The 18,882-nt window shown below is 69.5% G+C and carries 16 protein-coding genes; 10 read left to right on the top strand and 6 right to left on the bottom strand.

Annotation, left to right across the window (positions count from 1 at the left end; genetic code table 11):
* Positions 1 to 128 precede the first annotated feature (128 nt).
* The 6 genes from ACWDUD_RS14565 to ACWDUD_RS14540 all read left to right on the top strand — a co-directional run bounded on the left by ACWDUD_RS14565 (position 129) and on the right by ACWDUD_RS14540 (position 8,692).
* Positions 129 to 590: an RrF2 family transcriptional regulator gene (locus ACWDUD_RS14565; protein WP_450109751.1), complete on the top strand. Its 462-nt coding sequence runs from the start codon at positions 129 to 131 to the stop codon at positions 588 to 590.
* Between the two features lie 87 nt (positions 591 to 677).
* Positions 678 to 1,277, top strand: a complete 600-nt coding sequence (locus ACWDUD_RS14560; protein WP_197252103.1) for a TetR/AcrR family transcriptional regulator — start codon at positions 678 to 680, stop codon at positions 1,275 to 1,277.
* Positions 1,278 to 1,318: 41 nt separating this feature from the next.
* Positions 1,319 to 3,658, top strand: coding sequence for an MMPL family transporter (locus ACWDUD_RS14555; RefSeq protein ID WP_450109750.1), 2,340 nt, complete (start codon positions 1,319 to 1,321; stop codon positions 3,656 to 3,658).
* Positions 3,659 to 3,700: 42 nt separating this feature from the next.
* Complete coding sequence (locus ACWDUD_RS14550) at positions 3,701 to 5,428, top strand: ABC transporter ATP-binding protein (protein ID WP_248675266.1); 1,728 nt, start codon at positions 3,701 to 3,703, stop codon at positions 5,426 to 5,428.
* On the top strand, positions 5,425 to 7,323 hold the full coding sequence (locus ACWDUD_RS14545; protein ID WP_450109749.1) for an ABC transporter ATP-binding protein: 1,899 nt from the start codon (positions 5,425 to 5,427) through the stop codon (positions 7,321 to 7,323). The genes ACWDUD_RS14550 and ACWDUD_RS14545 overlap by 4 nt, the downstream gene beginning before the upstream one ends.
* Positions 7,324 to 7,387: 64 nt before the next feature.
* The gene (locus ACWDUD_RS14540) at positions 7,388 to 8,692 is read left to right on the top strand and encodes an ROK family transcriptional regulator (protein ID WP_450109748.1); all 1,305 of its coding nucleotides are present in this window, start codon (positions 7,388 to 7,390) and stop codon (positions 8,690 to 8,692) included.
* Between the two features lie 7 nt (positions 8,693 to 8,699).
* Here ACWDUD_RS14540 and ACWDUD_RS14535 read toward each other — a convergent pair whose 3' ends face one another.
* Both ACWDUD_RS14535 and ACWDUD_RS14530 read right to left on the bottom strand, forming a co-directional pair.
* Entirely contained in the window at positions 8,700 to 9,323 is a 624-nt protein-coding gene (locus ACWDUD_RS14535; protein ID WP_197252125.1) for a class I SAM-dependent methyltransferase, read from the bottom strand.
* A gap of 85 nt (positions 9,324 to 9,408) precedes the next feature.
* Positions 9,409 to 10,086 (bottom strand): TetR/AcrR family transcriptional regulator, encoded by a 678-nt coding sequence (locus ACWDUD_RS14530; protein WP_197252126.1) that lies wholly within the window; start codon positions 10,084 to 10,086, stop codon positions 9,409 to 9,411.
* A 309-nt stretch (positions 10,087 to 10,395) separates the two neighbouring features.
* Between ACWDUD_RS14530 and ACWDUD_RS14525 the strand changes: the two genes are divergently transcribed.
* Positions 10,396 to 11,235, top strand: a complete 840-nt coding sequence (locus tag ACWDUD_RS14525) for a mycofactocin-coupled SDR family oxidoreductase (protein WP_197252127.1) — start codon at positions 10,396 to 10,398, stop codon at positions 11,233 to 11,235.
* 66 nt (positions 11,236 to 11,301) lie between these two features.
* Here ACWDUD_RS14525 and ACWDUD_RS14520 read toward each other — a convergent pair whose 3' ends face one another.
* The gene (locus ACWDUD_RS14520) at positions 11,302 to 12,576 is read right to left on the bottom strand and encodes a multidrug effflux MFS transporter (protein WP_450109747.1); all 1,275 of its coding nucleotides are present in this window, start codon (positions 12,574 to 12,576) and stop codon (positions 11,302 to 11,304) included.
* A 74-nt stretch (positions 12,577 to 12,650) separates the two neighbouring features.
* Here ACWDUD_RS14520 and ACWDUD_RS14515 point away from each other — a divergent pair, with 74 nt between their 5' ends.
* Positions 12,651 to 13,124, top strand: a complete 474-nt coding sequence (locus ACWDUD_RS14515) for a MarR family winged helix-turn-helix transcriptional regulator (RefSeq protein WP_450109746.1) — start codon at positions 12,651 to 12,653, stop codon at positions 13,122 to 13,124.
* Here the strand turns inward: ACWDUD_RS14515 and ACWDUD_RS14510 are convergent.
* Complete coding sequence (locus ACWDUD_RS14510) at positions 13,113 to 14,042, bottom strand: LysR family transcriptional regulator ArgP (protein ID WP_450109745.1); 930 nt, start codon at positions 14,040 to 14,042, stop codon at positions 13,113 to 13,115. The genes ACWDUD_RS14515 and ACWDUD_RS14510 overlap by 12 nt on opposite strands.
* 72 nt (positions 14,043 to 14,114) lie before the next feature.
* On the opposite strand from ACWDUD_RS14510, the gene ACWDUD_RS14505 reads away from it, so the two are divergent.
* Positions 14,115 to 14,717, top strand: coding sequence for a LysE/ArgO family amino acid transporter (locus ACWDUD_RS14505; protein ID WP_450109768.1), 603 nt, complete (start codon positions 14,115 to 14,117; stop codon positions 14,715 to 14,717).
* Between the two features lie 9 nt (positions 14,718 to 14,726).
* Here ACWDUD_RS14505 and ACWDUD_RS14500 read toward each other — a convergent pair whose 3' ends face one another.
* Together ACWDUD_RS14500 and ACWDUD_RS14495 are read right to left on the bottom strand one after the other, a co-directional pair.
* Positions 14,727 to 15,590 (bottom strand): cation diffusion facilitator family transporter, encoded by an 864-nt coding sequence (locus ACWDUD_RS14500; protein WP_450109767.1) that lies wholly within the window; start codon positions 15,588 to 15,590, stop codon positions 14,727 to 14,729.
* Positions 15,591 to 15,623: 33 nt separating this feature from the next.
* Positions 15,624 to 16,040, bottom strand: coding sequence for a pyridoxamine 5'-phosphate oxidase family protein (locus ACWDUD_RS14495; protein ID WP_450109744.1), 417 nt, complete (start codon positions 16,038 to 16,040; stop codon positions 15,624 to 15,626).
* A 112-nt stretch (positions 16,041 to 16,152) separates the two neighbouring features.
* Between ACWDUD_RS14495 and ACWDUD_RS14490 the strand changes: the two genes are divergently transcribed.
* Positions 16,153 to 18,876 carry a cation-translocating P-type ATPase gene (locus ACWDUD_RS14490; RefSeq protein WP_450109743.1) on the top strand — a complete coding sequence of 908 codons (2,724 nt, stop codon included), beginning with the start codon at positions 16,153 to 16,155 and terminating at the stop codon, positions 18,874 to 18,876.
* Positions 18,877 to 18,882: the final 6 nt, after the last annotated feature.

Raw genomic sequence — 18,882 nt, 5'->3', positions numbered from 1 at the left:
ATGTGTCAGGGGTCACTCCGGGTGGTTCCGGGGCCGCGACCCCGACCGTCCGGTCCTGGCATACTTTCCCCCTGGTCGGATAGGAAATCCAGTGGCGTCCGCGAGGGGAACGGCGAGGAGGGGCGGCAGTGCACATCACCGCGAGGGTGGATTACGCCGTGCGCACGTTGCTCGAGCTGGCGGCCGCGGGCGACGCCCCGGCCAAGGCCGAGGGGCTGGCGAAGGCGCAGCACATCCCGCACAAGTTCCTCGAAGCGGTGCTGGCGGATCTGCGGCGCGGCGGTCTGGTGCGCAGTCGCCGCGGACCGGAAGGCGGCTACTGGCTCGCGCGGCCGGCCGACGAGATCTCCGTCGCGGACATCATCCGCACGGTCGAGGGCCCGCTGGCGTCGGTGCGGGGGGAGCGACCCGAGGACGTCGTGTACACGGGCCCGGCGGAGAGGCTGCGGGATGTGTGGATCGCGCTCCGGGTGAACCTGCGCGCGGTCCTCGAGGAGGTCACGCTCGCCGACATCGTCGACGACGACCTGCCCGGCTTCGTCTCCGAGCTCATCGCCGATCCGGGAGCGTGGACCCGCCGCGAGGTGTGATCTACCGCATGGCTGCCCGGCGAGTGTGGGCAACCACATAAAACTGCACAAGTCTGCAAAGTTACAGAGTTCTGCAAGTTCTGTACGTTGGATGACGTGACCGAACTCGGACTGCGCGACCGCAAGAAGGCTGCCACCAGGGCTGCCCTCGGCGCCGCCGCAGCCCGTCTCGCCCGGGCTCGGGGCATCGAGGCCGTCACCGCCGACGCCATCGCCGCCGAAGCCGGCGTCTCCACGCGCACCTTCCACAACTATTTCGCCAGCAAAGAGGAAGCGGTCCTCGAGCACCTCGACGCTCTGCTGCAGAACTGGCTCCAGCGGCTGCGCGATCGGCCGTCGGACGAACACGTGTGGGATGCGATCGAGGCGGCGGCACTGGAGGTCGTTGCCGAGATCGACGACTTCGACGAGCTGTGCGCGATGTTCGAACTCGTCGAGCAGAGCCCGTCTCTCGTCTCGCGCAGCATCGAGCTGCAGACGCGGACGGGACCGCTGCTGGTCGAGGCGATCGCCGAACGCAGCGGACACGACTCCGGCACCGACATCTACCCCGTGCTGCTCAACTACTGCGCAGCGGCCGCGATCCGTGCGGCCATCGATCTGTGGATCGCCGGAACCTCCGGCGCGCAATCCCCCGAAGACCTCATCCGCGCCGCGTTCGCGCAATTGCGGCAAGGAATCTCGTAGTCGGCTTTTCCGCCTGCGACACATCCGAAGAAAGGCGCCTTGTGGCTACCTACCTGTATCGGATCGGCAGATTCGCCTACCGGCGGAAAGGCACGGTCCTGTCCCTCTGGATCGCGATCCTCGTCCTGTTCGGCGTGGGTGCGGCGACCCTGTCCGGACCCACCACCGACTCGTTCTCCATCCCGGGCACCCCGGCGCAGCAGACGCAGGACCTGATGGCCGAGCGTTTCCCGAACGCCGGCGACCCGATGAACGCGCTCAGCGCGCGTTACGTGTTCGCCGCGCCGGACGGGCAGACCCTCGACGAGCCGCAGAACATGGCGGCGATGAACGACGTGCTCGCCGCGGTCCGCGGGATCGACCGCGTCGCACCCGGTGCCAAGGTCGACCCGGTCGCCGCAACCCCCGAGCAGCAGCCCGCGCTCCTCGTCGACCCGGTCACCGCGAACGCGGGCCTCGTCGAGCAGATGAAGGCCGCGGCCCGGCAACAGGGCGGCACCGAGGAAGCCGCGCTCGCGGACGCCGCCGCGCTGTCGCCGCTCAGCCCCGATCGCACCGTCGGGTACGTCACCGTCCCGTTCCAGGGCAGCATCACCGACGTCGACGCCGCGCTGACGGACCGGATCGCCGCTGCCGCCGACATCGGCCGGTCTGCCGGCCTGAACGTGCAGGTCAGCGGCACCGCCGCGGCCGAAGCCGAAATGCCCGGTGGACTCACCGAGCTCATCGGCATGGGCGTCGCCGCGGTCGTCCTCGCCCTGACGTTCGGTTCGCTCGTCGCCGCCGGTCTGCCGCTGATCTCCGCGATCATCGGCGTCGGCATCGGCAGCCTCGGCATCACCATCGCCACCGGCTTCGCCGACCTGAGCTCGATGACCCCCACGCTGGCCATCATGATCGGCCTGGCCGTCGCCATCGACTACTCGCTGTTCATCGTCTCCCGGTTCCGCCACGAGATCACCGTCACCGCCGACCGCGCCGAAGCGGCCGGACGCGCGGTCGGCACCGCGGGATCCGCCGTGGTGTTCGCCGGCCTCACCGTGATCGTGGCCCTGGTCGCGCTCAGCGTCGTCGGTATCCCGTTCCTGTCCGCCATGGGCTACGCCGCAGCGTTCACCGTGTTCATCGCCGTGCTCATCGCCATCACCCTGCTGCCGGCGATCCTGGGCCTGTTCGGCAACAAGGCATTCGCGGGACGCGTCCCCGGGGTGAAGGCGAACGATCCGGAAGCGGACACCGACAAGCCGGGTGCCGCCCACCGCTACATCGGCTGGGTCACCCGCAAGCCGCTGATTCCGCTCGTCGCCGGGATCCTGATCCTCGGTATCGCTGCCGTCCCGGCACTGAACCTGCGCCTCGCGCTGCCCACCGAGGCCACCGGCGATCCGCAGACCAGCTCCCGCCAGGCCTACGACCTCGTCGACGAGGCGTTCGGGCCCGGCCGCAACGGCCCGCTGCTCGTCGTCGCCGATGCACGCGAGGCGAACATGTCGGCGCCCGCCGCGTTCGGTGCGGTCGTGCAGGACCTGTATGAGCACGACGAGGTGGTCAACGCGCAGATCGTCGCCGTGAACGAGGCCGGCGATACCGCGCAGATCATGGTCACGCCGAAGTCCGGCCCCAGCGAGGCCGCCACCATGGATCTCGTCGCCGACCTGCGCGCCGGCGAGGCGGATCTCGAGGCCCGCACCGGCATCTCCTACGGCATCACCGGACAGACCGCCCTAGAAGGCGATGTCTCCGAGACCCTGCAGAGCGCCCTCGTCCCGTACCTCGCCGTCGTGGTCGGACTCGCGTTCATCCTGCTGATGCTCGTCTTCCGGTCGATCCTGGTGCCGCTCACCGCGACGCTCGGCTTCCTGCTCAGCGTCCTGGCGACCTTCGGTGCGACCGTCGCGATCTTCCAGGAAGGCTGGGGCGGTCTGATCTCGAACCCGCAGCCGCTGGTCAGCTTCATGCCGATCTTCCTGATCGGCGTGGTGTTCGGCCTGGCGATGGACTACCAGGTCTTCCTGGTCACCCGCATGCGCGAGGACTACGTGCACGGCGCGACCGCGAAGGAAGCCGTCCGGACCGGTTTCCGGCACGGCGCCCGGGTGGTGAGCGCCGCGGCGATCATCATGATCTCGGTCTTCGCGGCCTTCATCGCCGAACCCAACGCGTTCATCAAGTCCATCGGCTTCGCGCTTGCCGCCGCGGTGTTCTTCGACGCGTTCGTGGTGCGCATGGTCATCATCCCGGCCGTCATGGCGCTGCTCGGCGACAAGGCCTGGTGGCTGCCCAAGTGGCTGGACCGGATCCTGCCGAACGTGGACGTCGAGGGCGAGAAGCTCACCCGCGAACTGGCCGCGGCGTCCGAGCGGGACACGGTCCACGCGTGAACGATCACGGCGTGACGTGTCCGCCCAGGTAGGTTGATGCCCATGTTGGTCAGGCTTCTTCGGCGTTTCCTCGCGCCTCACGGTGGTGCACTGGTTGCAGTCGTCGTGCTGCAACTGGTGTCCACGGTGGCGATGCTGATCCTGCCCAGCCTCAACGCGGACATCATCGACAACGGTGTGGCCCGCGGCGACATCGGCTACATCATGCGCACCGGCGCGATCATGCTGGTGATCGCGGCGTTCGAGGTGGCCTGCGCGATCGGCGCCGTCTACTTCGCGGCCCGGACCGCGATGGCCGTGGGACGCGACATCCGGCTGTCGCTGGTCCACCGTGTCGGGCAGTTCTCCGCCCGCGAGCACGGCAAGTTCGGGGCGGCGTCGCTGATCACCCGCAACACCAACGACGTGCAGCAGATCCAGATGCTCGTCATGATGACCTGCACCATCGTCGTCATCGCTCCCATCATGGGGATCGGCGCCATCGTCATGGCGCTGCGCGAGGACCGGGGAACCTCGGTGGTCGTGGCTGTGGCGGTCCCCGTCCTCATCCTCACGATCCTGGGTCTGATGGCGATGATGCTGCCGTCGTTCCGGATCATGCAGACCAAGATCGACAACGTCAACCGGGTGCTGCGCGAACAGATCACCGGCATCCGTGTGGTTCGCGCGTTCGTCCGCGAGGACTCCGAGGGCGCCCGCTTCGACGCGGCGAACCTCGACCTCACCATGACGGCGCTGCGCGTCGGGCGGATCAACGCGGTGCTGTTCCCGGCCGTCATCCTCATCGCGAACGCCAGCACCGTCGCCGTGTTGTGGTTCGGCGGGCAGCGCATCGACAGCGGCGCGATGGAGGTCGGGTCGCTGACCGCGCTGATCACCTACGTCACCCAGATCCTCATGGCCGTGCTCATGGCCTCGTTCGTGGCGCTGATGGCGCCGCGCGCGGCCGTCTGCGCCGACCGCATCCTCGAGGTCCTCGGCACCGAGCCGTCGGTGTCGTGCGCGGAGAACGCCGTGACGGCACTGCCGCGCCCGGTCGCCGTCGAGTTGAAGGGCGTCGGTTTCTCCTACCCGGGCGCCGACGCGCCCGTGCTGCACGACATCGCGTTCCGGGCAGAACCCGGCACCACCACGGCGATCATCGGCGGCACGGGGTCCGGCAAGACCACCCTCATGCGCCTGATCCCGCGGCTGATCGACGTCACCGCCGGTTCGATCGAGGTCGGCGGAATCGACGTCCGGAACATCGACCCGGCGGCGTTGCGCCGCGAGATCGGCGTGGTGCCGCAGAAGGCGTACCTGTTCTCCGGCACGATCGCCGAGAACCTCCGGTACGGGCGGCCCGACGCCACCGACGACGAACTGTGGCACGCCCTCGAGGTCGCGCAGGCCGCGGACTTCGTGGCGGCCCTGCCCGAGCGGCTCGAGACGGTCGTCGCGCAGGGCGGCACCACCGTCTCCGGCGGGCAGCGGCAGCGCCTCGCCATCGCCCGCGCACTGGTCCGCCGGCCCTCGATCTACCTGTTCGACGACGCGTTCTCCGCGCTCGACCCCGCCACCGATGCCCGACTCCGGGAGGCCCTGGTGCCCGAGACCCGCGACGCATGCGTCCTGATCGTCGCCCAGCGGGTGTCGACCGTGCAGGACGCCGACCGGATCATCGTGCTCGACGACGGAGCGGTCGTCGGGTCCGGCACCCACATCGAGCTGCTGTCGTACTGCCGGGAGTACATCGAGATCGTCGAGTCCCAGCGGATGGCCGCCGTATGAGCACCCAGACCCCGACCCTCCCGGCCCAGCCGCAGAACGGACTCGCGTCGATCAAGCGGATCCTCGGGCTGCTGCACCCGCAGCGTTTCATCGTCTACGGCGTGCTGCTGATGGTGCTCCTCGGCGTGATCGCGCAGGCGGTCGCGCCGCTGCTGCTCGGGCGCGCCACCGACGTCATCTTCGACGGCGTCATCGGCCTGCAGCTGCCGGCCGGGCTCACGAAGGACGAGGCCGTCGCGCAGCTGCGCAGCGAAGGCAACGACCAGTTCGCCGACATGGTGTCCGGGACCGCCGCCGTGCCCGGGGAGGGCATCGACTTCGGTGCCCTCGGCCGGATCCTCTTCGTCGTCCTGGCGCTGTACCTGCTGTCGTCGGCGCTGATCTGGGTGGCCGCGTACGGCCTGAACGAGATCGTCCAGCGGGTGGTGCGGGACCTGCGGTCGCGGGTCGAACGCAAGATCCACAACCTGCCGCTGCGCTACTTCGACACCCACTCGCGCGGCGACCTGCTCAGCCGCGTCAGCAACGACATCGACAACGTGTCGACGGGCATGCAGGAATCGATCAGCCAGCTCGTGCTGGCCGTGCTGACCCTGATCGGCCTCGTCGTGATGATGCTGTGGATCTCGCCGCTGCTCGCGCTCGTGGCGCTGTTCATGGTGCCCGCGTCCGTCGTCGCGACGGCCCTGGTCGCGCGCCGGTCCCGCAAACACTTCGCGGCGCAGTGGGAAGCGACCGGCAAACTCAACGGCCAGATCGAAGAGGTGTTCACCGGCCACGAGATCGTCACCGCGTACGGGCGCACCGCCGACGTCGAGCGCAGCTTCGCCGAAACCAACGACGAGCTGTTCCGGTCCGCCTACCGTGCCCAGTTCGTGTCCGGCACCGTGATGCCGCTGGTGACCTTCCTCGGCAACCTCAGCTACGTGGGTGTCGCCGTGCTCGGCGGCCTGCGCGTGGCGTCGGGCACCATCACCCTCGGCGAGGTGCAGGCGCTGATCCAGTACTCGCGCCAGCTGGCCCAGCCGCTCGCCCAGATCGGTGCGATGGTGAACCTGCTGCAGTCCGCCGCCGCGTCCGCGGAACGGGTGTTCGCGCTCCTCGACGAGCCCGAACAGGAGCCCGAGTCCCCGGCGCCGACGTTGCCCTGGGGCCGGCACGGCAGCGTCGAATTCGACGACGTGTCGTTCTCGTACGATCCGGAGCGTCCGCTCATCGAGCACCTGTCGTTGCGGGCCGAACCGGGCCAGATGGTCGCGATCGTCGGCCCGACCGGCGCCGGAAAGACCACGCTGATCAACCTGATCCTGCGGTTCTACGAGCTGAATTCCGGCCGCATCCTCGTCGACGGTGTCGACATCACCTCGATGTCGCGGGCCGAGCTGCGGTCGCGGATCGGCATCGTGCTGCAGGACACCTGGCTGTTCGGCGGCACCATCCGGGAGAACATCGCCTACGGCAACCCGCATGCCACCGAGAACCAGATCCTGTCCGCGGCCCGCATGAGCTACGTGGACCGCTTCGTGCGTGCCCTGCCCGACGGTTACGACACGATCATCGACGAGGAATCGGGCAGCCTCAGCGCCGGTGAACGTCAGCTCATCACGATCGCGCGGGCCTTCGTGGCCAAGCCGTCCATCCTGATCCTCGACGAGGCCACCAGTTCCGTCGACACCCGCACCGAACTGCTCGTGCAGCAGGCCACCGCGCGGCTGCGCGACGACCGCACGAGTTTCGTCATCGCCCACCGGCTCTCGACGATCCGCGACGCCGACCGGATCGTGGTGATGGAGGACGGGCGCATCGTCGAGCAGGGCACGCACGAGGACCTGCTCCGCGCGGGCGGTGCCTACACCCGGTTGTACGACGCGCAGTTCCGTGCATTGGTGGACTGATCCCCTTTTGCGCTCGCTGAGCGTAAGCGTTCAGTAACAGCGCTGCCGCGCCGACAATGACGGCATGGCAGACGCGTCGAAACTCCGGATCGCCGCACGCGCCACGTCGTCGACCGCGACGCGGACCCAGACCGCGCGTTCGTTCGCGCCCGTGCCGCGTGCGGGCAACCCCGCGTCCGGCGCGGTCACACCCGCGGGGCAGGTGTTGCGGGTGCTGCGCAGGGTCGGTCCCGCGACCCGCAGCGAACTGTCGCGGCACACCGGCTTCTCGTTGTCCGCCGTCAACCGTATCGTCGGTGAACTCCTCGGCCGCTCACTGCTGCGCGACCGTCCCGAGCTGGCCGCCGGCGGGATGGTGGGCCGGCCGCAGATTCCGCTCGACCTGAACACCGACGCGTACTTCACCGTCGGCGTCCACGTCGCCGGGAACGAAATGCGTTGTGTCGCAGGTAATCTTCGCGGGCAGGTGCTCGACTGCCTCGAATTCGACGCCCCGGCCACCGCGCACGCGGCGCTGCCCGTCGTCGCGTCGGCGCTGCACCGTTATCGTCTCTCCTACCCGACCCGGTGTGCGTTGTGGGTCGGGGTGGTCGGGGACGGCCGCGCCGAGCGCCGTGCCGGTGGCGCACGCCGATTCGGTTGGGACGACGTGCCGGACGCGGCGTGGGCCGCCGCGATACCCGTGCCGGTGACGGTCACCCCGCACGTCGACGCGATGGCCGAAACGGAACTGTGGGCACTGGAACTCGCCGGCCGCCCCAGCCCGTCGAGCTATCTCTATCTGCACGTCGACGAACCGTTCGGTGCCGCATGGATCGTCGACGGACGCATCCCCGCACCGGGTCGCGGCCCTGGCACGATCGGTCACCTCGCGACGGGTTCGGACGTGCCGTGCCCGTGCGGCCGGGTCGGATGCCTCGAGGTGACCGTGGCCGACCGGACGTTGCTCGACGCCGCGGTCCGCGACGGCGTGCTCGGCTGGGAAGCCGCGTCCCGCGGTATCGGCGAACTGTATGCCGCCGCCGAATCCGGATCGAAAGCTGCTGCTGCGCTTCTCGATTCGCGAGCCGAGACGATCGGTCGGGCGGTCGCGGTGATGCGGGACATCGTCAACCCCGACGTCGTCGCGGTCGGAGGGCGGGGGCTCGAGGCCTACCGTCCCGGTCGGCAGGTCCTCGCCCGCAGCTATGCGCGGGCGAGCGCGCTGCCCGCTCTGCCGCTCACCTTCTCGTCGTTCGGTGAAGGGATCGGCGACGCCGGCGCGCTCGGTGCGTCGCTGTCCGCCGTGTACACCGACCCGGTCGCGACACTGGGCCGCCGGGCGGCGCGCCCGTCCTACGACCCCGCCGCCGACCGCTTCTGCGGCTGAGCCTGCGTCAGGGGCGTCGGACGGCGCGGAGCACCGCGTCGTGCATGACGAACTCCTGTCCGTCGTGTCCGTTCACCGTGTGGGTCCGCGACTCGGCGACCACGCCCTCCCACAGGTCCGGTTTCAGACCGGCCGCGAGTTCGCTTGTGGTGACCCGTGATTCCGGTGCCGTGTGATCTCCGGGGTGCGGGTGGACGGGATGGTCGTGGCCGACGACGAGCAGCGTTCCCCCCGGCGCGACCGCGCCGGCCAGTCGCCGCAGGAGCTCCTCGCGCGGTCCGGGCGCGTGCACGTAGTGGGAGGAGACGAGATCGTAGCCGCCGCGCGGCGGTGTCCATTCGCTCAGATCCGCGCGCACCCACTCGATCCGGTTCGCGACGTCGGCCCCGGCGGTGGCGGCGTGCGCACGCGCGCGGTCCAGAGCGGTCTCGGCGATGTCCACCGCGGTCACGTGCCAGCCCCGCGCGGCGAGCCACAGGGCGTCGCCGCCCTCGCCGCATCCGGCGTCCAGTGCCCGGCCGGGCGGCAGGTCCGCGACCTCGGCGACGAGCTGGGGATTGGGATGACGGTGGATCGTGGAGCGACCCCGGTAGCGGTCCTCCCAGAACTCCCTGTCGAATGCGTCGGGCATGATGGCGTCCTTCCGTGTACTGCCCCGACTGTGCGTGACGCCCCGACGGAAGGGCAAGTTCCCTTGCCGGATCGGCAAGGGGTGATCAGTCCGGATCCGGCACCGGCCCGGGCGATTCGTCGGGTTCGATCTTCGGGGGTTCGTCGGTGTCGTCCGCGGCCCGGGTACGTCCGGCGAGGGCGGTCAGCGACTCGAACCGTCCCATGTAGCGCTCCATGAACCGATGGGCCTCGTCGTGTCCGCGCGTGACGTCGATGGCCGCCTCGTTGACGATGGTGCGGGCGAGACCGGTGAGGAACATCGCGATCACGACGGGCGGAAACTCGTCGAGGTCGACGCCGTGCGAGCGCAGCGCGACGGTCAGCGCGGTCGTCTCGATGTCGCGGACCCGCTCGGCGTACGCCTTCAGTTCCGCGCCGATCGCCTTGCGGTGGTTCGCCAGGGCCATGAATTCGGTGTGCAGCCGGGTCATGCGGGTGTCGGAGGCGATCCGCCACAGCGCCCGCAGCGGATCCTCCTCGGACAGTGCCCGGCGCTGACGTTCGAGCACGGTCTCCGCGCCGGAGCGCAGCACCGCGAGGAACAGGTCGTCCATGGTGGGGAAGTAGTAGTACACCAGCGCCGGCTTCACACCGGCCCGCGTGGCCACGCGCCGCGACGTCGCCGCGGCGTAGCCTTCCTCCTCCATGATCTGAGCGGTCGCCTCGAGCAGTCGCTCGCGCGCCCCGGGTTCCTTGCCCTCGCTCACCTGTGGTCTACCCACTCGGAACACCTCCGGTCCACGTCGGACGCATGATCGCAGCGATGAACCCGCTCGGGTCTTGACTGTGATCTACGCCTCATGCAAGCATGTGGCCACTGTATCAGCCTGATCGATCGATCAGTTTTTCTCACTTCGCCGCACCGCGCGAACCGCACGTCCGAGGGGGTGGCCTCGTGTTCGACGTCTCGACGGCAGCCTTCTTCCGGCGTGCTCGGCCTCGGGTGCGGAACGTAGGGACCGTTCCGGAACGGACAGCTGAGCAACCGAATTCGGACTGATACGCACATCGTCGAGAGCAGGGAGGAAACCATGGCCGGACGGGTCGAGGGGAAGGTCGCGTTCATCACGGGTGCGGCGCGAGGTCAGGGGCGCAGCCACGCGGTGCGGTTGGCCGAAGAGGGCGCCGACATCATCGCGATCGACATCTGCGGACCGATCACGGAGGGCAGCCCGATCCCGCCGTCCACTCCGGAGGACCTGGCCGAGACGGCCGCACTGGTGAAGAACCTCGATCGGCGCATCGTGACGGCCCAGGTCGATGTGCGTGACTACGAGGCCGTGAAGGAGACGCTGGACGGCGCCGTCGAACAGCTCGGCAGGCTCGACATCATCGTCGCCAACGCCGGCATCGGCAACGGCGGCGAGACGCTCCACGAGACCAGTGAGAGCGACTGGGACGACATGATCGGCGTCAACCTGTCGGGCGTCTGGAAGGCCGTGAAGGCCGGTGTGCCGCACCTGATCTCGGGTGGCCGTGGCGGCTCGATCGTGTTGACCAGCTCGGTGGGCGGGCTCAAGGCGTACCCGCACACGGGGCACTACATCGCCGCCAAGCACGGTGTGGTCGGTCTGATGCGCACGTTCGCGGTCGAACTCGGCCAGCACTCGATCCGGGTCAACTCGGTGCACCCGACGAACGTCTCGACGCCGATGTTCATGAACGAGGGCACCATGAAGATGTTCCGTCCCGACCTCGAGAACCCGGGTCCCGAGGACATGGAGGTGGTGGCGAAGCTGATGCACGTGCTGCCGGTCGGCTGGGTCGATCCGGTCGACATCAGCAACGCGGTGCTGTTCCTGGCGTCCGACGAGTCCCGCTACGTGACGGGCCTGCCGCTGACGGTAGATGCCGGCAGCATGCTGAAGTAGCACGGGCGCAACGCAACCCGGCCCGACCGATACGAAATCGGTCGGGCCGGGTGTGCGGCCGCGCGGTTATGCGGTGCGATCGGCCGAGCGCGATCCGGTCAGCGTGAGCGCACCCAGGGCGATCGCGGCGCTGAGCACCATCGCGATCCCCATGGGCAGAGCGGTTTCCTCGCCGCCGATGCCGACGAGCGGCGAGATCGCCGCGGCGAGCAGGAACTGCAGGGCGCCGAGAATGGCCGAGCCGGTGCCCGCGGCGCGCTGCGCCTCGCCGAGCGCCAGGGTGGTGGCATTCGCGATGACCAGGCCGAGGCTGCCCATCGTCAACCACAGCGTGACCAGCGTGATCCACAGGACCGGACCGGCCAGCGCGTCGACCAGCATGACGACGGAGAACACGGCGAGCAACGTCAGTCCGATGCGCAGCGTCGCGCGCTCGCCGAACCGGCCCGCGACCGCGCCGTTGACCACGCTGAAGATCACCAGGCCGATCGCGTTGGCCGTGAACGAGACTGTGTACCAGCCGGTCGAGAGACCGTGGACGTTCTGCAGCACGAACGGTGACGCCGAGATGTAGGCGAACATCACGCCGAACGCGAAGGCGTACGCCAGGGTGTATCCGACGTACCGGCGGTTGCGGAGGAGAGCACGGGCGTCACCCAGCATCGCGGCCGCACCACCGGTGGAGCGGCGTTCCTTCGGATGGGTTTCCGGCACCAGCGCCAGGACACACGCGAACATCAGCAGCGACAGCCCGGCCAGCACCCAGAACACGGCGCGCCAGCCGACATTGGTGACGACCGTGCCCCCGACCAGCGGGGCGACGACGGGGGCGACGGCGTTGACCACGACGAGCAGCCCGAACAGCTTGGCCGCGGCCGGGCCGTGCGCGCGATCGGAGATCACCGCGCGGCCGAGCACGATGCCGGCCGCACCGGCGAAGCCCTGCAGGAAGCGTGACGCGGCGAGCAGTTCGACGGTGGGGGCGAGGGCCGAGGCGGCGCTGAACACCGCACACACCAGGGTGCCGACGAGCAGCAGCGGCCGGCGACCGAACCGGTCCGAGAGCGGCCCGAACACGAGCTGGCCGAGGGCCAGGCCGATGAGGAACGTCGTGAGGGTGAGCTGCACGGCCGACGCACTGGTGCCGAACTCGTCGGCCATCTCGGGGAACGCCGGCAGATACATGTCGATCGCGAGCGGGGCGACCGCCGCGAGCAGCGCCAGCGTGGCGACGAGCTTCGCGGGGAAGTGCGGGGTGTCCGGGGCCGAGACCGGGGAAGCGGCGGAGGCGTCGGCGGGCTCGGCCACGGCGGTGCCCGCGTGCTGGGAGTGCTGGTTCAAGACGACCCTTCGAGTGGGGATGTATCTAGAAGTAGATCTAAAATTATATCTAAAATAGCGACTAGACTGCGGGCGTGTCCAACGATCCCCCCGCCGCCGACGGCACCACCCCCTCCGACGAGGACGTCCGGCGCCTGGCCCGGACCGCCCGCTCGCTGGTCTGGGCACTGCGTCGTTTCGGGGAGAAGGAGGCGGGATTGTCCCTGCTTCCCCAGTCGGAGATCGAAGTGCTCCGGATGCTGGCCGAACGCCCCGGCAGCACCGTGTCCGAGGTCGCCCGCTATCTGGGCCTGCAGAGCAGCAACGTCAGCACCACGGTCCGCCGCCTCGTCGACCGCGGCCTCGTCGAACGGCAGGTCGACCCCCACGACGGCCGCTCGCACCGGCTGCACCAGACACCCCTCGCCGAGCGCAACAACAGCCGGATCGACGACATGTGGTTCGACGGCGTCCGCCGGCTCCTCGACGGGATGAGCGAGGACGAGGCGGCCAAACTTCTCGAGGCGGCCCCGCTGCTCGCCCGGCTGGGTTCGATGTCAGGAGACTGACGGGCGCAGCACCTCCCGGGCCGTGCGCCGCACCACCTCGGTGAGTGCGTCCAGAACGGGCGATTCCAACCGCCAGCGCTGCCAGTACAGCGGCACGTCGAACGGCTCGTCCGGGGCGAGCCTGACCAGATCGGCGTCGTCGAGTGCGAAGTCGAGCACATCGTCGCCGAGCGCGAAATCGAGCATCGGTTCGGGCAGCATGCCCCAGCCGAGCCCCAGGCGCGCGGCGTCGACGAACTCGCGCGCACCCGGCACGTAGTTGCGCGGCGGGTCGAACCGGCTGCGGGTGTGTCGCCGGAGGAAGCGGTTCTGCAGGTCGTCCTTGCGGTCGAAGGTGAGCATCGGCGCCTCGCGCAACGCGGCCGTGGTCATCCCGTCGGGAAACCAGTGCGCCGCGAAGTCGACGCTCGCCATCGCGTGATACCGCATGGCGCCGAGGTTTTCGGACGTGCAGCCCTGCACCGGATCGGGTACCGACGTGACCGCCGCCATCGCCGTGCCGTCCCGCAGCAGCGAGGTGGAATGGAACTCGTCCTCGCGCAGCAGTTCGAACAACGCGCGGTGGTGCTGCGGCATCCGGGCCAGCGCCCGCAGCATCCAGGTGGACATCGAGTCGGCGTTGACCACGAGCGGGACGGTCACGTAGTTGTCCGCGCTCGCGGTGAGGCCGAGCGCCTCCGCGGTGTCCTGCTCGAGCCGGGCCACCTGGCGGGCCAGCCGCATGATCGCCTCCCCGGGCCCGGTCGCGGTCACCGGTCGGGTCCGGCGCACCAGCACCTGCCCGACCTGCTGTTCGAGGGCCTTGATGCGCTGGCTCACGGCGGACGGGGTGATCCGCAGGACCGCGGCGGCGCCGTCGAAGGTGCCCTCGTCCAGCACCGCGGCGAACGTGCGTAGTTGAGCGAAGTCCAGATCCATATGAAGAAACTCTAATGTTCCTTAAGGAAAATCAACTGTTCTTATCTCGTGACCTTTCCTAACGTGGTCGTCGTGAACCTCGTCCTCGCCGGTTTCCTCACCGGACTCTCGCTGATCGTCGCGATCGGAGCCCAGAACGCGTTCGTCCTGCGCCTGGCCATCGCGCGCCGGCACGTGCTGCCGGTGATCGTCGTGTGTGCCCTGTCCGACGCGGTGCTCATCGCCGCCGGTATCGCCGGGATCGCGACCGTCCTCGATCGAGCCCCCGGCACGCTCGAGGTGATCCGTTGGGGCGGTGTGATCTTCCTCGTCTCGTACGGTCTGCTCGCGGCCCGGCGCGCCCTGCGACCGTCCGCGTTGAGCGCGGCACCGGGCGGGGCGATCACCGTCGGTGCCGCACTCGCGACCTGTCTCGCGCTGACCTGGCTCAACCCGCACGTCTACCTCGACACCGTCCTGATGCTCGGATCGGTCGCCAACACCCACGGCAACCCGGGCAAGTGGTGGTTCGGTGCCGGCGCCGTCGCCGCGAGCATCGTGTGGTTCGGTGCGCTCGGCTACGGCGCGCGGTATCTGCGGGCGTGGTTCGCGCGACCCGGCGCCTGGCGGATCCTCGACGGCGCCGTCGCGGTGCTCATGGTGAGCCTGGGCGTGGGTCTCGCGGTCGGGAACTGACCTGCAGGTTCAGCGACGCCGCGCGACCTTGCCGATGGGTTCCAGGTGGGTGAACACCGTGGTTCCCGGCAGGGCCGAGCGCACATCGTCCTCGACCCGGTCGAGCAGATCGTGTCCCGCCCGCACCGTCCAGTCGCCGGGCACGCGCACCGTGAGATACACGAAACGCTGCCGGCCCGAGGCCCGGGTGCGGGGCGGCAGGATCGTCACCGACTCGTCGCGGTATCGATCGAGCACCTGCTGCACCTGCGCGACGTCGTCGGCGGGCAGCGCCGCGTCGAGCAATCCGACAACGGATTCGCGCACCAGTCCGTAGCCGATACGCAGGATGTTCAGGCCGACGAGCAACGCCACGATCGGATCGAGGACGTACCAGCCGAACAGGGCGACCAGGCCGATGCCGACGAGAACCCCCACCGACGTCCACACATCGGTGAGCAGGTGTTTGCCGTCGGCGACCAGCGTGATCGACCGGTGGCGGCGTCCCACCCGCAACAGCAGTAATCCCACCGCGAGATTGAGAACCGACGACCCCGCCGACAGGAACAGGCCCAGCCCCAGCTCGGTCAGTGGCTGGGGCTGCAGCAGCCGCTGCACCGACGTCCACACGATCGCCGCGGCCGCCGCGAAGATCATCGCGCCTTCCACTGCGGCGGAAAGATATTCGGCCTTGCCGTGCCCGAAATCGTGATTCTCGTCCGGGGGTTTCGCCGCGGCCCGCAACGCGAAGACCCCCACCACCGCGGCCACCAGGTTGACGCCCGACTCGAGTGCGTCGGACAGCAGACCCACCGACCCGGTGATCCACGCCGCCCCGGCCTTGAGCGCCATCGTGGTCAGGGCGGTCGCCACCGACAGGAGCATGCACCGCATGAGCAGGCGGTGCTGCCCGGGTTCGGTCACCGGTCAGTGCTCGACGAGCGCGAAACGACGACCGGTGATCTCGGTCGCGGTGATCTCCACGAAGTTGTACTTCGGTGTCGATACCCAGGGCGTCGGACCGAGTTCCTCCACCGCCTGAATCTCGTTGAAATGCGTGAGGATTCGTGCCCTCCCGTGAACGACGACGCTCCACGCGGTGCGCTCGCCGACGACATCGGCCTCGAACGCGACCTCCGCGTGCACCGCCAGCTCCGACAGTTTGCTGCCTTCCCCGGACCGGAAGTACACCTTCCGGTCGCCGACGACATAGTTCACCGGAAAGATGTCCGGACGGCCGTCCGCGGTCACCACGAGCCGGCCCACCTTCTCGGTTCGCAGCAGCTCCCAGCACTCGTCTTCCTCCAGAACGGTGACCGCGTCCGCATCCGACGGCTCGCTCATGGCTCCTCCGATCCTTCGACGATGTACCTGCCCGTCCAGCACATCACGAACAGCGTGGCCGTGCAGTGGAACGCCGGGCACGCCGGGCGATCCACCGATAGCGTGGGAGCCCATGACCGACGTCGTCGAATCGCCGTGGCACACCCGGTCGCCCGTCGAGGTCGCCGCAGCGCTCGGGGTCGACCCCGGGACAGGGCTGTCCGCCGTCGAGGTCGAACGGCGACGCACCGAACACGGACCCAATCTGCTCGCCGAGGCGCCGCGAGTTCCGGTGTGGCGCAAGGTGGCCGCGCTGCTCGCCGACCGGATGACCCTCGTGCTGGTGATCGCCGCAGTGGTCAGCGCGACCGTCTCCCGCGAATGGGAAACCCCGGTCGTGATCTTCGCGGTCATCGCATTGAACACGGTCCTCAACTACGTGCAGGAGGCCCGCGCCGAGAACAGCCTGCAGGCACTGCGGCAGATGTCCGTCTCGACTGCGCAGGTCCGCCGCGACGGACGGGAAGCGGACCTGCCGCGCGCCGACCTGGTCCCCGGGGACGTCGTGCTGCTCGAGGCCGGCGACACCGTCCCCGCAGACGGACGGCTCGTCACCGCCGTGCGCCTGCAGGTCGCCGAGGCCGCGCTCACCGGCGAATCGCATCCCGTCGACAAGGAGATCGACCCCGTCGCGGAGCCGGCCGCGCCCCTCGGGGACCGCACCGACATGCTGTTCATGAACACGCAGGTCACCCGCGGGCGTGCCGAGATGATCGTCACCGCCACCGGCATGCACACCGAGATGGGGGCGATCGCCACCCTCCTCGGCACCGCGGGGGTGGAACAGACCCCGCTGCAACGCCGCATCGGCCAGCTCGCCGGAACGCTGACGATCGTCGCGCTGGTCACCGTCACCCTCGTCTTCGTGCTGGGCCTGCTGCGCGGCCAGTCCTGGTCGGATCTGCTCCTGACCGCCGTCTCCCTCGCGGTCGCCACGATCCCCGAAGGCCTGACCGCCGTGGTCGCCTTCACCCTCGCCATGGGTGCGTCCCGGCTCGCCGCGCGCGGCGCGATCGTCAAGCAACTGTCCGCGGTCGAGACCCTCGGCAGCACCACCCACATCGCCACCGACAAGACGGGCACGCTGACCCTCAACGAGATGACGGTGCAGCGGTTGCTCGTGCGCGGCCGCAGTTTCCGGGTGACCGGCAGCGGCTACGGCACCGACGGCAAGATCCTGGTCGGCGACGGCCTGCCCGCACCGGACATGACGGCGGCGCTGCTGGGCATGGCGCTGTGCAACGACGCGGCCGTCCACGACGGCGTCCTGGTCGGCGATCCCACCGAGGGCGCGCTGGTCGTGCTGGCGGAGAAGGGCGGCATCGACGTCGACGGGGCGCGGGGTGCGTTGCCGCGGCTCGCCGAGGTGCCGTTCGACTCGGCCTACAAGTACATGGCCACCTTCCACGCGGTTCCCGAGGGCGGCTACCGGGTCTTCGTGAAGGGCGCGCCCGGTGTGCTGCTCGACCGGGCCACGACGATGCTCGGCGCCGGCGGCCCGATGCCGCTCGACGAGGCCGACCACCACCGGATCAGGGCCGCGATCGACGGCCTCGCCGGCGAGGGCCTGCGCACCCTCATGATCGCGGGCCGCGACCTGGACGCGGTGCCCCGCGGCGACGCCGACGCCCTGCAACGGTGCGTGGACGAACTGACCGTGTACGCGGTCGTCGGGATCGTCGATCCGCCGCGGCCGGAGGCCAAGCACGCCATCGAGGTCGCGCACGGCGCCGGAATCGTCGTGCACATGATCACCGGCGACCACCTGGTGACGGCCACGGCGATCGCGCGGCAACTGGGCATCCCCGGCAGCGCCGCGAGCGGCGCGGATCTCGACCGGCTCGACGACGCAGCCCTGCAGGACCGCGCGGCGGAGTTCGGGGTGCTGGCCCGGGTGGCACCCGAGCACAAGATCCGGGTGGTCAAGGCCCTGCAGGCCCGCGGGGAGATCGTCGCGATGACCGGCGACGGGGTGAACGACGCACCCGCCCTCGAGCAGGCCGACATCGGCGTGGCCATGGGGATCACCGGTACCGACGTGTCCAAGGGCGCCGCGAACATGATCCTCACGGACGACAACTTCGCGACCATCGTCGCCGCGGTCGCCGAGGGCCGGGGAATCTACGACAACATCGTCAAGTTCGTGAAGTTCCAGCTCACCACCGCGTGGGGATTCGTGCTGATCTTCCTCGCGGCCGGGGCGCTGGGGCTGGCCGGGGGCGCACCGTTCACCGCGCTGCAGATCCTGTGGGTGAACATCATCATGGACGGGCCGCCGGCCCTGTCGCTCGGCGTCGACCCGGCCGAGCCGGGCACGATGAAACGCCCGCCACGAGCGGCCCACGAGGCACTGCTGAACGCGGCCCGGGTCCGGCGGATCCTGGGGCTGGGTGTCGTGATGGCCGCCGGCACGATCGCGGTGCTGTACTTCGCTCCCGATCTCTTCCCGGACAGCGCCGGCGACCCGCTGTTCGCGACGACCCTCGCGTTCACGACGTTCGTGTTCTTCCAGGTGTTCAACCTGTTCAACGTGCGGTCGAACCTGGGATCGGTCTTCTCGTTGCAGACGTTCACCAACCACAGCGTGTGGATCGCGATCGCCGCCGTGATCGTGCTGCAGGTCTGCGTGGTGCAGGCCGGGGTGCTGCAGGGATTCTTCGACACCACGTCCCTGACGCTGCCGCAGTGGGCGCTGGCCGTGGCGGTGGGTTCGGTCGTCCTGTGGGTCGACGAGGTCGGCAAGGCCGTCGCGCGAGGCGTGGCACGACGCCGCAGCAGCAGGGACGTCGAGCCGTAGCGATCA

Source organism: Rhodococcus sp. NPDC003382, assembly GCF_053589135.1.
The sequence above is the reverse complement of the archived record's forward strand: the minus strand, read 5'-3'. Positions and strand labels throughout refer to the sequence as shown.